This window comes from Trabulsiella odontotermitis, assembly GCF_001188485.1.
GTDB classification, from domain to species: domain Bacteria; phylum Pseudomonadota; class Gammaproteobacteria; order Enterobacterales; family Enterobacteriaceae; genus Trabulsiella; species Trabulsiella odontotermitis_A.
This window is the reverse complement of sequence record NZ_JNGH01000067.1, coordinates 72,873-86,159: the sequence shown is the minus strand read 5'-3', so window position 1 is coordinate 86,159 and position 13,287 is coordinate 72,873. Positions and strand designations below refer to the sequence as shown.

Here is a 13,287-nt window from a genome sequence, read left to right as displayed (position 1 = left end):
GAACTGCCGCAGGCGGCGGATTACCGCGCCGCACCGCTGTGCACCGGCGATCCTGACGACCTGGTCATTCAGCTTGCTGACATGCCGGGCGAGAAGATTGCCAAAGTGAAAGTGGGGCTGTATGAAGCCGTGCGCGACGGCATGGTGGTGAATCTTCTGCTGGAAGCAATTCCGGATTTGCAGTTGCGCCTGGATGCCAACCGCGCCTGGACGCCACTGAAAGCGCAGCAGTTTGCGAAATACGTCAACCCGGACCATCGCGCGCGCATCGCCTTCCTCGAAGAACCCTGCAAAACCCGCGACGATTCCCGCGCCTTTGCCCGTGAAACCGGCATCGCCATTGCCTGGGATGAGAGCCTGCGGGAGGCGGATTTTGAATTCGCCGCCGAGCCCGGCGTGAAAGCGGTGGTGATCAAACCAATGCTCACTGGCAGTCTGGAGAAAGTCAACGCGCAGGTTGCTGCCGCCCATCAGCGTGGGCTGACGGCGGTGATCAGCTCGTCTATCGAATCCAGCCTGGGGCTGACGCAGCTGGCGCGCATTGCCGCCTGGCTGACGCCTGACACCCTGCCGGGGCTGGATACGCTCAACCTGATGCAGGCGCAACTGCTGCGCCGCTGGCCAGGCNGGCAGCGACCTGCCGTGCCTCGACAGCACCATGCTGGAGCCGCTGCTGTGACGTTTTCCGACTGGCCGTGGCGACACTGGCGCGAAACGCAGGGCAACCGTCCGGCGCTGCGCCTGGATGACACCACGCTGAACTGGGCGGAGCTCTGCCAGCGGGTGGACAGCCTGGCGAGCGGTTTTCAGCAGCAGGGCGTAGTGGAGGGCGATGGCGTTATGCTCCGCGCCCGCAACAGCGAGCGGGCGCTGCTGGCCTGGCTGGCACTGTTGCAGTGCGGCGCACGCATCCTGCCGGTCAATCCCAAATTGCCTGCGGAATTACTGGCATCGCTGACGCCCGGACTGACGCTGACGTTCTTGCTGGATCTGGAAAACGGCGCGCCGTCTTTCTCACTCACGCCGCTGCGGCCAGCCACAGCGTCTTGCTTCCATGACGTTAACGTCAGGATCGACCGGTCTGCCTAAAGCGACGGTGCATACCTGCGCCGCGCATCTGGCGAGCGCGCAGGGCGTATTGTCGCTGATCCCGTTCCGTCAGGCGGATTGCTGGCTGCTGTCGCTACCGCTGTTTCATGTCTCCGGGCAGGGGATTGTCTGGCGCTGGCTGCTGTCTGGCGCACAGCTTGCTGTCAGCGAACGTCCGCTTGCGCAGGCGCTGGACGGCTGCAGCCATGCGTCGCTGGTACCGACGCAGCTGTGGCGACTGCTCAACGAGAATGCCACGTTGTCGCTGCGCGCCGTGCTGTTGGGCGGTGCAGCGATTCCGGTCGATCTCACTGAACAGGCCAGCCGTCAGGGCATTGCGACCTTCTGCGGCTACGGTTTGACGGAATTTGCCTCGACGGTCTGCGCCAAAGCGGCAGACGGGGCGGATGATGTCGGCGTACCGTTGCCCGGTCGTGAAGTGCGCCTTGTTGACGGCGAAGTCTGGTTACGGGCAGAGAGCATGGCGTCGGGCTACTGGCGCGACGGACAACTGACACCGCTGGTGAATGAGCAGGGCTGGTTCGCGACCCGCGATCGTGGCGAATGGCGCGACGGGCGGCTGGTGATTGCCGGGCGGCTGGATAACCTTTTTTTCAGCGGCGNATTAAAATCCCCCGCCGTGCGTTACAGCACTGGGTGGCGTCGCAGCATAACGCGTAGCGACGGCTCCCGTGAGGTTTACTGACCAGCTTTCAGGGCGGCCAGTGCGGCAGCAACACCCGCACCGTATTCCGGATGCACTTCACTGAACAGGCCAATCTGGCGCTGCTGAATGAATTCCGGTACGTCTTTCATATCGCCCGCAATACGCGCGAACATGCGCTGATGTTCTTCCTCGCTCAGCAGTTCATACANTCCAGTGATCGGCGGCGCCTTCGAGGCTTAACGGCGGTTCGCTGAAATCGGGTTGTTCCTGGAAAACGTTAAAGCTGTTCGGCTCATAAGTCGGGCCGTTGCCACTGTTGCCATCAATGCGCATCGCACCGTCACGATGGTAGTTGTGGAACGGGCAGCGCGGCGCGTTCACCGGGATCTGATGATGGTTCACGCCCAGACGGTAGCGGTGCGCGTCGCCGTAGGAGAAGAGGCGACCCTGCAGCATGCGATCCGGGGAGAAACCAATACCCGGCACCACGTTAGCCGGTGACATCGCTACCTGCTCAACTTCGGCAAAATAGTTGTCCGGATTGCGGTTCAGCTCCAGCTCACCCACTTCAATCAGCGGATAATCGCCGTGCGGCCACACTTTGGTCAGATCGAACGGGTTGTACGGCACCGTAGAGGCTTCGGCTTCCGGCATGATCTGCACGTAGAATTTCCAGCGCGGGAACTGACCTTTTTCGATGGACTCAAACAGGTCGCGCTGGGAGCTTTCGCGGTCTTCCGCCACCAGACGCTTCGCTTCATCATCCATCAGGTTGGCAATGCCTTCCACCGATTTCAGGTGGAATTTCACCCAGAACCGTTCGTTATTGCTATTGATAAAGCTGAAGGTATGGCTACCGAAACCGTGCATGTTGCGATAAGAGCGCGGCAGACCACGGTCGCTGAAGTCAATAGTGAGCTGGTGCAGAGATTCCGGCAGATGGGAGAAGAAGTCCCATTTATAGGTTGGGTTGCGCAGGTTGGTGCGCGGGTCACGTTTCACAACGTGGTTCAGATCGGGGAATTTCAGCGGATCGCGGAGGTAAAACACAGGCGTGTTGTTACCGACCAGATCCCAGTTGCCCTCTTCGGTATAAAACTTGATCGAGAAACCGCGAATATCGCGCTCGGCGTCGGCAGCACCGCGTTCACCGGCCACGGTGGAGAAGCGGATAAACAGGTCGGTGGTTTTGCCAATCTCAGAGAACAGTTTTGCGCGGGTGTACTGTGTGATGTCATGGGTGACGGTGAATTTGCCATAAGCGCCTGAACCTTTGGCGTGCATACGACGTTCAGGGATCACTTCACGGTCGAAATGGGCCAGTTTTTCCAGGAACCAGACGTCCTGCAATAACATTGGCCCGCGCGGGCCGGCTGTCGCGACATTATTATTGTGCGCGACCGGCGCGCCAGCTGCTGTGGTTAGTCCTTTCTTGCTCATCTTTATCTCCCGGCATACGTTAGTAAAAATGTTAATTTCCGTTTAGTCGCGGTCATTAATCTACGGAATATTCTTATGCAGGGTATTGATCGCGGGCAACCTGTCTGTCTCTATCAAATTCATTCCCGTTTCCTTTCGAAACGGTAAACAAAACGAAAAAAGTGAGTAACTAATTACAATAGCGGTGTTTTTTCGCTTTATTAGTTCATTGATTCTTCGCATTTCAGTTGTACAATCCAGCCGTTTTGGGACGTTAACTTTCTTTCTCATCCGGAATACAAAAAATGAATAAAAAAGCATTACTTGGATTAGCTGCACTGATGAGTGTTTCAGCCGCCGCTAACGCGGTCAGCATCAGCGGGCAGGCTGGTAAAGACTACACCAACATCGGCGTCGGGTTTGGCACCGACACGTCCGGGCTGGCGTTAAGCGGCAACTGGACGCATAACGATGATGACGGTGATGTCGCCGGTCTGGGGCTTGGCCTGAACGTGCCGGTCGGTCCGTTCCTGGCGACCGTCGGCGGTAAAGGGATCTACACCAATCCGAACGCGGGTGACGAAGGCTATGCGGCAGCGGTCGGTGGCGGTCTGCAGTGGAAAATCGGCAGCAGCTTTGGCCTGTTTGGTGAGTACTACTATTCACCGGATTCGCTCTCCAGCGGCATCGACAGCTATCAGGAAGCCAACGCCGGTGCGCGCTGGACTATCATGCGTCCGATTACCGTTGAAGCAGGCTATCGCTACCTGAATCTGGCCGGTAAAGACGGTCACCGGGACAACGCGGTTGCCGACGGTCCGTACGTGGGCGTCAGCGCAGGGTTCTGATCCTCCGGCGCGGCGTTCTGTCGCGCCAGTTTTCTTTTTTTTCAAGCCGCTGATTGCGCTATAGTTAATCGTCCTCTTTTGCTGGAGAAAACGATGATCAACGTGGAGATGCTGTCCACTGGCGACGAAGTGCTGCACGGGCAAATTATTGATACTAATGCCGCCTGGCTTGCTGATGTCTTTTTTAATCAGGGATTACCGTTAACGCGCCGCAACACGGTGGGCGATAACCTCGATGATCTGATAGCGATTCTGCGCGAGCGCAGCGAACACGCCGATGTGTTGATCGTCAACGGCGGCCTCGGGCCGACCAGCGATGATTTAAGCGCACTGGCCGCCGCAAAGGCAAAAGGTGAATCGCTGGTGCTGCATGACGCGTGGCTGACGCACATGGAAAAATTCTTTTCCGAGCGCGGGCGGGTGATGGCGCCGAGCAACCGCAAGCAGGCGGAAATTCCCGCCAGCGCGGAGCTGGTCGATAACCCTGTCGGTACCGCCTGTGGTTTTGCGGTGCAACTGAACCGCTGCCTGATGTTCTTCACCCCTGGCGTGCCGTCTGAATTCAAAGTCATGGTTGAGCAGGAAATTCTGCCGCGCCTGCGCGCGCGCTTTACGCTGCCGGAACCGCCGCTCTGCCTGCGCCTGACCACCTTTGGCCGCTCCGAGAGCGACCTTGCCCAGGCGCTTGATCCGCTTGTGCTGCCCGCTGGCGTGACGATGGGCTACCGTTCGTCGATGCCGATCATCGAACTGAAACTGACCGGCCCGGCGAGCGAGCGCGAAGCGATGCTGGCGCTGTGGCCTGAAGTCAAAAAAGTTGCCGGTGAGAGCCTGATTTTTGAAGGCACGGAAGGGCTGGCGGCGCAGATTTCCCGCCGCCTGCAGGAAAAACAGCTCAGCCTGACGCTCAGCGAACAGTTTACCGGCGGGCTAATCGCGCTTCAGTTGAACCGGGAAGGCGCGCCGCTGCTGGCGAGCGAAGTGGTGCCGCCGCAGCCAGAAACCCTGGCGCAGACGGCGCACTGGACGGCAGAGCGCCGCGTGAACCATTTTGCCGGGATTGCGCTGGCGGTGAGTGGTCTGGAAACCGACCATCTCAATTTTGCGCTGTCGACGGCAGAGGGCACCTGGGCGTTGCGCGTGAAGTTCAACACCAANNGGCCCCATTCAGTCCAGCCCCTTGTACTTCCCACAAAGAATTCTGTGCTGACGATCGCACTTTAGCGCTGCGAACCGTCTGGCCTGCTGGAACCGACCAGCAGTTTGACATCGCTCACAAATTACTCGCCTGACAATCGCAACACTGATTCCAGTATTCGGGATTGGAGTCCAGTATGTTGGAATCAAGCAAAGTTCCGGCGCTCACCCGCGCCATTGAAATTCTCGATCTCATTGCCCGTCGTGGTCCGTGCAGTGCGGCAATCATCATTGACGAGCTGGGGATTCCTAAAAGTACCGCCTATCTGTTGCTGGGCGAACTGAAAAAACAGCGCTTCCTCAGCCTGGATATCCAGGACAACTACTGTCTGTGGACCAAACTGGTGGAGCTGGCAGGGCACGCGGTCAGCCGGATGGATCTCCGCGAGCTGGCGCGCCCGCGCCTGACGCGGCTGATGGACGAGTGTGGCCTGCTTTGCCATCTGGGCATTATCGACCGCGATAACGCCTACTACATCCTCAAAATCGAATCCCCGGCGACCATCAGCGTGCGCTCGCACGAAGGCAAGAGCCTGTCGCTCAACCGCTCCGGGATCGGCAAATGCCTGTTGGCCTGGCAACCGGCTCCGGTGCAGGAAGCGATCGTCGCCGGACTGGACTGGGAAAAAACCACCCCGACCACCATCACCGATGCGCATCAGTTCAAAGAAGAACTGGCGCGGATCCGCGCCCGTGGCTGGAGCTATGACAACGGCGAAGACTACTCCGACGTGCGCTGCGTGGCGGCCCCGGTGTTTAACGCCAGCAACGATCTCACGGCGGCGATCTCCGTCGTTGGTACCCGATTACAAATCAACGAAGACAATCGCGATTACCTCGCCGGTAAGGCGATTGCCTGCGCGAAAGACATTTCCCGACTGCTGGGATGGAAAAGCCCTTTTGAACAACAAGCCTCATAAGAAGGAAAACATCATGACCTTACCCAAAATTAAACATGTTCGTGCCTGGGTTCTCGGCGGTGCCACCGCAGAGAAAGGGGCCGGTGGCGGCGATTATCACGACCAGGGCGCCAACCACTGGATTGACGACCACATCGCCACGCCGATGAGCAAATACAAACAGTATGAGCAGTCGCGCCAGTCGTTCGGCATTAACGTGCTCGGGACGCTGATCGTGGAAGTGGAAGCCGACAACGGACAGACGGGTTTTGCTATCTCGACCGCCGGGGAGATGGGCTGCTTTATCGTCGAAAAACACCTCAACCGTTTTATCGAAGGCAAATGCGTCAGCGACATCAAGCTCATCCACGATCAGATGCTCGGCGCAACCATGTACTACGCCGGTTCCGGCGGTCTGGTGATGAACACCATCTCCTGCGTCGATCTGGCGCTGTGGGATCTGTTCGGCAAAGTGGTCGGGCTGCCGGTGTACAAACTGCTCGGCGGCGCGGTACGCGATGAGATCCAGTTCTACGCCACTGGCGCACGCCCGGATCTGGCGAAAGCGATGGGCTTTATTGGCGGCAAAATGCCGACACACTGGGGCCCACACGACGGTGACGAAGGCATTCGTAAAGATGCGGCGATGGTGGCGGAATACCGCGAAAAATGCGGCCCGGATTTCTGGCTGATGCTCGATTGCTGGATGAGCCAGGACGTCAATTACGCCACGAAACTGGCCCACGCCTGCGCGCCGTCAAATCTAAAATGGATTGAAGAGTGCCTGCCGCCGCAGCAGTTTGAAGGCTACCGCGAGCTCAAGCGCAACGCGCCTGCCGGAATGATGGTCACCAGCGGCGAACACCACGGCACGCTGCAGTCCTTCCGCACGCTGTCGGAAACCGGCATCGATATTATGCAGCCGGATGTCNNGCGGCCTGACCACGCTGGTGGAAATTGCCGCCATCGCCAAAGCCCGCGGACAGCTGGTGGTGCCGCACGGTTCGTCGGTCTATTCGCACCATGCTGTGATCACCTTCACCAATACGCCGTTCAGTGAGTTCCTGATGACCAGCCCGGACTGCTCAACGCTGCGTCCGCAGTTTGACCCGGTGCTGGTGGATGAGCCGGTGCCGGTCAACGGTCGCATTCACAAAAGCGTGCTGGATAAACCCGGTTTTGGCGTTGAACTGAACCGCGACTGCAATCTCAAGCGCCCTTACAGCCACTAATACTGTCATGCCGCGCAACACGCGCGGCCATCCTCTGAGGATATTGTGATGAGCACTTTACTGGACAGCGTTGTGAAGAAAAACCGTGCGCGGTTGATCCCGTTCATGCTGGCGCTTTACGTGCTGGCGTTTCTTGACCGCTCGAACATTGGTTTTGCTAAAGAAACTTATCAGCTGGATACCGGGCTAAGCAACGAAGCCTACGCGCTGGGTGCCGGGATCTTCTTTGTGGTATACGCCTTTCTCGGCGTGCCCGCTAACCTGTTGATGCGCAAGTTTGGCGCCCGATACTGGATTGGCGGCACGACGCTGGTGTGGGGATTTTTATCCGCCGCCATGGCATGGGCCGACACGGAAAGCAAGTTTTTGCTGGTTCGTACTCTGCTCGGTGCTGCCGAAGCAGGCTTTTTCCCGGGCATGATTTACCTGACCTCGCAGTGGTTCCCGCAGCAAAACCGCGCCAGCATCATGGGGCTGTTTTACATGGGCGCGCCGCTGGCGTTGACGCTGGGGTCGCCGTTATCCGGCGCGCTGCTGGAGATGCACGGTTTTATGGGCAATCCCGGCTGGTTCTGGATGTTTGTGATTGAAGGGCTGCTGGCGGTGGGTGCCGGCGTCTTCACGTTTTTCTGGCTGGACGACACGCCACAGCAAGCGCGCTTCCTGACCGCCGCAGAAAAGCAGGCGCTGATGACGCAGCTCGCCAGCGAAGAGGAGAAAAAAGTCACCTCGCGGCTGTCTGACGCGGTGCGCCACGGACGCGTCTGGCAACTGGCGATCATCTACCTGACGATTCAGGTCGCGGTGTACGGCCTGATCTTCTTCCTGCCAACCCAGGTCGCGGCGCTGCTGGGCACCAAAGTCGGGTTTGTGGCGTCTGTGGTGACGGCGATCCCGTGGGTGGCGGCGCTGTTCGGCACCTGGTTTATCCCGCGTTACTCAGACCGTACCGGTGAACGCCGCNNGTGATTGCGGTACAGCCGGTGTTCTGGACCATCCCCACGCAAATGCTGTCCGGCACCGCGCTGGCGGGTGGGATTGGCTTTATCAACCTGTTCGGCGCGTTTGGCGGTTTTCTGGCGCCGATTATGCGCGTGCAGGCAGAGACGTTTTTTGCCTGCAGCGCCGCCGGGCTGTTGACGCTGGCCTGCGTGGCCATTATCGGGACGGCGATTATCTTCTCGCTGAGCGTGACCCGCGCCATGCCGCAGCCCAACGGCGCACAACATTAACGGAAAAGGATGACTATGANNAGATGCCCGCCACGTCGGGTTACGACTGGCTGTTGATTGACGGTGAACACGCGCCGAACACCATTCAGGATCTTTATCATCAGCTGCAGGCCATCGCGCCGTACGCCAGTCAGGCAGTGATCCGCCCGGTGGACGGCAACCGCAGCCTGATCAAACAGGTGCTGGATATCGGCGCCCGTACGCTGCTGATCCCGATGGTGGACAGCGCCGAACAGGCACGGGAGATCGTCTCGGCCACCCGTTATCCGCCCGTTGGCGTGCGCGGCGTCGGCGCAGGTGTTGCCCGGGCAGCGCGCTGGGGACGAGTGGAAAACTATATGGCGCAGGCCAACGACGAGCTCTGTTTACTGATTCAGGTGGAAAGCAAAACCGCGCTGGATAACCTGGACGAGATCCTGACGGTGGACGGCATTGATGGCGTTTTCATTGGCCCGGCAGATCTCTCGGCCTCGCTCGGCTACCCGGATAACCCCGGCCACCCTGAGGTGCAGCGGATCATTGAGCAGTCGATTCGCCGGATCCGCGCTGCCGGTAAGGCTGCCGGGTTTCTGGCGGTAGAGCCTGCAATGGCGCATAAATGCCTGGCATGGGGCGCGAATTTCGTCGCCGTGGGGGTGGATACACTGCTCTACACCCAGGCGCTGGATAGCCGTCTGGCGATGTTCAGACCCGGCATGCAGAACGTGACGGAAAAGGAGAGTTATTAACGAGACCGTCCGCCAGCCTCGCGCTGGCGGACGTTGATGTTCAGACCAGCGCCTGCGCCAGCAACGTAATTGGATGTTCGCAACGTTTGCTGGTGGACATCTCAATCTGCCACTTACAGGTTTCACAATCAGTGATCACCAGATCCGCATCGCTCTCTTCAATCTGCTGAAACAGCGGTGCGCCGATGGCCTGCGACGTGGGGTAGTTCTCCGATTTAAAGCCGTAGGTGCCGGCAATTCCGCAGCACTGCGAATCCAGCACCGTCAGTTCCAGACCGGGGATCTGGCGCAGCAGTTCCAGGGTATACAGCGACCAGCCCATTTTCTCCATATGACACGGCGTGTGGTAGACCACTTTCAGCGGTAACGGCTTCAACGGCAGCGTTTGTCCGGCGTCCAGCTTGCGCCAGATCCAGCGCGTCGCCAGCTCAATGTGCTGACGCAGCCCGCTGTTGTCGACGTCCAGCAGATGCGGGTATTCGTCGCGCAGCGTGAAGGTACAGGTGGAGGAGGTGGCAATCACCGGGATCTGCTTGTCGATAATCGCTTCCCGCATTGATGCCACGTTGGTAAGCGCCTGCTTACGGGCTTTATCGGTAAACCCGTTGGCAATCAGCGGCACGCCGCAGCACTTCTCTTTACTCAGCAACTGCACGCCAGTACCCATTGCGTTTAACACGCGGATCATGTCTTTGCCGAGCTGTGGATGGTTGTAGTTGACGTAGCAGCCGTGGAAAAATGCCACCTGNAAAGCCGTATTTCGGCAATGTGCGGCGGTGATCGATTTTCAGCGCCATATCCAGCAGCTGACGCACCGGTTTGAGGCCGGTGGTGGCGTTGATGATGGGCGCAAAAGGTGTGGAAAGCGTACCCATCAAATCGGTATGACTGAGAATGGTATCGCGCAGCGAGGGTTTCTGTTTGCTGTACTGCGCCCGCGCACGCTGAATGATGTCGCCGATTTTCACGTCAGACGGGCAGGCGACTTCGCAGCGCTTACAGTTGATGCAATATTTCAGCGCGTCGTCATACAGTGCGCCGTCTTTAATGCGCAGGCGTTCACCGTCCGGGCCCGCCTGTTTAGGCCCCGGGTAGCTCGGTTTAACCCGGCTTACCGGGCAGGCTGTGGTGCAGACGGTACACTTAATGCAGCTTTCGAAGCGGGTATCGTTCATGACGGGTCTCCTGCCAGAGAAAGAATTTGCCGGGCAACATGCTGAGCCGTAATGGCGCAGACGCCACCGCCGCAGCCAAGCTGAATGGCGTCGAAACCGCCAATCAACGACCCTACCGCGAACAGGTTGCTGAAGGCAGCACCGTTCTGCGTCGGGTGCAGGTTATCGTCCGTTGCGAGGCCAAAACGTTGCCAGGGCTGAGAGGCAAAGAAATCCTGCTGATACCAGTCGCTGCGGGACGCGGCCTGTTTTACGTCCAGCCCGAGGATCGGTTCGCGAACGCCGGTGCGTGTGGCGACCAGACCGTTGCTGAAAAAGCTGCCGCTGGCCAGCACGGTAAACCGCGCGCGCAGCGGAATATCGTCGTGATTGCGTGTCCAGACGGCGCTCACGACGCCGTCCTGATGACTGACTTTCACCACTTCATCGCCTGCAAGCCAGGTGCCACCGGTCTGGATGAACTGATGCTGTAACGCGCCGTGCAGACGCATGCCCGGCACCGACGGAGGAAGCGTCGGCAGCAGGCGAAGCGGGCAGGGGAGCCGTTCGTTGAGCCACTGCCACAAGCGTGAATTCTNCGGCTCGAGCGCGGTCAGCAGCCCCGGCCAGGCGGACTCGACATCCAGCACGCGGGCGATGTTGGCGGCGCGGAATTCGGTGGGACTGTCGCGCAGCACGTCCAGTTCCGGCAGGTCGATCTCTAATGTTTCTGTCTGCATACCGCGCTGGTTCAGCGAAGCAGCGGCAATATGCGGCTGAAAATCNAGAAAACCGCTGATACCAATAACGCCGATACGTTTGCCCGGCAGCGGCATCACCGGCACTTCGGCAGGGCTGAGCCAGGCGCTGCGTTGTGTACCGAGCGGCGTGATGCGCTGATGATGTTGCGCTGCGTCGCCCTGCATCGTCACACCACACTGGCGCAATAGCTGCTCGGTTTCCCGCGCGTAGGCCATGACGTTATCAATGCCGATGCGGGCGTAAGGGTGTTCCGGCATCATCAGCGCCAGTTTTTCCAGCCCGACGCGGGTGTCGGTGACGGCTTCGCCATCCGGCAGGGCCGAGAGCAGATCCAGCGAGCCGGACGAAAAGTGCAGTGCGCTTTGCCCGCGGCTGACGATGGCGCAGCGCAATCCGTGCTGGTTGAGCGTCAGCCCGCAGAGCAAACCGGCGAGGCCGCCGCCAATAATCACCGTATCAAATTTCATCCTGATGCTCCTTCTGCAGGCCGCACAAACCGAGGTAAACCCAGCGGGTGAATTCACTTTCACGCAACGCATCGCCCCAGGCTACAGGCTGCACGCCTTTCCAGCGCTCGTTGAGGAACTGCGAAAGNCAGGGAAACAATTTTGCGCAGCGTGGTTTCTGCAGGCTCCTGCGAGCCGGGCAGCGGATGTTCGGCGGTGGTACAGGTCGCGGTATTGCCGAGCTTGCGGCAAATGGCATCGGTGGCCCATTCCGCCATCAGACGGTAGGTCATCAGCTTGCCGCCGGTGATAGTAATAAAGCCTTCCAGACCGTCGCGTTTTGCGTGATCGAGCAGCACGATGCCGCGACTGACGTTGCGCCCCGACGGATCGTCATCGCTGGCCACCAGCGGACGCACGCCTGAATAGGCGCGCAGCACGCGCGTTTGCGCCATGACCGGCGCCAGTTTTTCGCCTTCGCGCAGCAGAATGTCCACTTCCGCAGGGGTGACACGGTTGTCGTCAATGTCTTTATAATCAATATGTACCGAGGTGGTGCCGATCAGCGAAATGGTATCGCCAGGCACCAGAATGTCGGCATCGGCCGGTTTACGGCAGCGGTTGATAACGTGCTGGTTAATACGGTGGTCAAGGATCAGCAGCGAGCCTTTCGCCGGGAACATGCGGATTTTGAGATCGGCATATTCGGCAATGCGCTGCCCCCAGATCCCCGCGGCGTTGATCACCACGGCGGCGTACAGGGTCAGAGATTCACGACTGTTATGATTCCACACTGTCACGCCGCGCACGCGGTCGTTTTCGCGCACCAGACCGGTGACTTCGCACCCGGTGAGGATCGTAGCGCCATGTTCGCGGGCATCAAGCATGTTCGCGGCGGTCAGACGGAACGGGTCGACGGTGCCGTCCGGCACTCTGACCGCGCCGGTTAACGTCGGGTTTACCGACGGTTCCACGCGCCGCGCTTGTGCCGGAGTCAACGCTTCCGCCTCAATGCCAGCTCGCTGACAGGCGGCAATAAACGTGCTCTGAAAGCCGAGATCGTCTTCCGGCAGGGTGATAAACAGACCGTTGGTGGGTTCAATGCAGTGGCGCGCGATGCGCTTCAGGATCTGGTTTTCGGCAATACATTCGCGCGCTGATTCGCTGTCTGTGACGGCATATCGCGCACCGCTGTGCAGCAGTCCATGGTTGCGTCCGGTGGCGCCAGTGGCGATATCAAATCGTTCGACCAGCACCGCCCGCAGGCCGCGCAGAGCGCAATCGCGGGCAATGCCCGCGCCAGTGGCGCCACCGCCGATGATGATGACATCGCTTTCACGGGTATCGGGCATCATTGTTCTTCATCCCTCATGATTTTCCTGAGTTTCATTTAGCCACAAAAAAAGTGCGTATTGTTTGATTTCGAGCACATTCGAGCAATAAACGAAAATGAAACGTGATTCCGTGCGCATAATGGAACTTGCCGTCATAAATCTGTAACAATATGTGCTATGTTTCACAGTATCGTTAAGTCAAATCTCATACTATCGCGCTTATAAAATTAACCGTCTGAATTTACTTAGTTTTTAGAAGGTTATTACCACAAACAAAAAG

At 58.9% G+C, this 13,287-nt stretch carries 3 protein-coding genes and 9 pseudogenes; 8 read left to right on the top strand and 4 right to left on the bottom strand.

From position 1 onward, the window contains the following. Both menC and menE read left to right on the top strand, forming a co-directional pair. A pseudogene (menC, locus tag GM30_RS06340) lies at positions 1–645 on the top strand (o-succinylbenzoate synthase); the annotation flags it as partial. A gap of 30 nt (positions 646–675) precedes the next feature. Beyond that, positions 676–1,711 (top strand): annotated as a pseudogene (gene menE, locus GM30_RS23910) (o-succinylbenzoate--CoA ligase); the annotation flags it as partial. 77 nt (positions 1,712–1,788) lie between these two features. Here menE and GM30_RS06325 read toward each other — a convergent pair. Continuing rightward, positions 1,789–3,196 (bottom strand): annotated as a pseudogene (locus tag GM30_RS06325) (catalase). 284 nt (positions 3,197–3,480) lie between these two features. Here GM30_RS06325 and GM30_RS06320 point away from each other — a divergent pair. The 6 genes and pseudogenes from GM30_RS06320 to yfaU all read left to right on the top strand — a co-directional run. After that, on the top strand, positions 3,481–4,023 hold the full coding sequence (locus GM30_RS06320) for a YfaZ family outer membrane protein (RefSeq protein ID WP_049847928.1): 543 nt from the start codon (positions 3,481–3,483) through the stop codon (positions 4,021–4,023). A 93-nt stretch (positions 4,024–4,116) separates the two neighbouring features. Continuing rightward, a pseudogene (locus GM30_RS06315) lies at positions 4,117–5,175 on the top strand (nicotinamide mononucleotide deamidase-related protein YfaY); the annotation flags it as partial. A 182-nt stretch (positions 5,176–5,357) separates the two neighbouring features. Beyond that, the gene (locus GM30_RS06310; RefSeq protein WP_049847927.1) at positions 5,358–6,140 is read left to right on the top strand and encodes an IclR family transcriptional regulator; all 783 of its coding nucleotides are present in this window, start codon (positions 5,358–5,360) and stop codon (positions 6,138–6,140) included. A 13-nt stretch (positions 6,141–6,153) separates the two neighbouring features. Beyond that, positions 6,154–7,351 (top strand): annotated as a pseudogene (gene rhmD, locus GM30_RS06305) (L-rhamnonate dehydratase). 45 nt (positions 7,352–7,396) lie between these two features. Continuing rightward, positions 7,397–8,583 (top strand): annotated as a pseudogene (locus GM30_RS06300) (MFS transporter). Between the two features lie 29 nt (positions 8,584–8,612). Then, positions 8,613–9,311: pseudogene (gene yfaU, locus GM30_RS06295) on the top strand (2-keto-3-deoxy-L-rhamnonate aldolase); the annotation flags it as partial. A gap of 40 nt (positions 9,312–9,351) precedes the next feature. On the opposite strand, the pseudogene glpC reads toward yfaU, so the two are convergent. The 3 genes and pseudogenes from glpC to glpA form a co-directional block, all read right to left on the bottom strand. Further along, positions 9,352–10,486: pseudogene (glpC, locus tag GM30_RS06290) on the bottom strand (anaerobic glycerol-3-phosphate dehydrogenase subunit GlpC). After that, on the bottom strand, positions 10,483–11,694 hold the full coding sequence (gene glpB / locus GM30_RS06285; RefSeq protein WP_049847925.1) for a glycerol-3-phosphate dehydrogenase subunit GlpB: 1,212 nt from the start codon (positions 11,692–11,694) through the stop codon (positions 10,483–10,485). Before glpB ends, glpC begins: the two are co-directional and overlap by 4 nt. Continuing rightward, a pseudogene (glpA, locus tag GM30_RS06280) lies at positions 11,684–13,025 on the bottom strand (anaerobic glycerol-3-phosphate dehydrogenase subunit A). The gene glpB and the pseudogene glpA overlap by 11 nt, the downstream one beginning before the upstream one ends. Positions 13,026–13,287: the final 262 nt, after the last annotated feature.

What these genes read in the sequence shown, in the direction of transcription:
- GM30_RS06310 (WP_049847927.1), top strand. Translation starts at nt 5,358, where the DNA reads ATGTTGGAATCAAGCAAAGTTCCGGCGCTCACCCGCGCCATTGAAATT.
- GM30_RS06320 (WP_049847928.1), top strand. Translation starts at nt 3,481, where the DNA reads ATGAATAAAAAAGCATTACTTGGATTAGCTGCACTGATGAGTGTTTCA.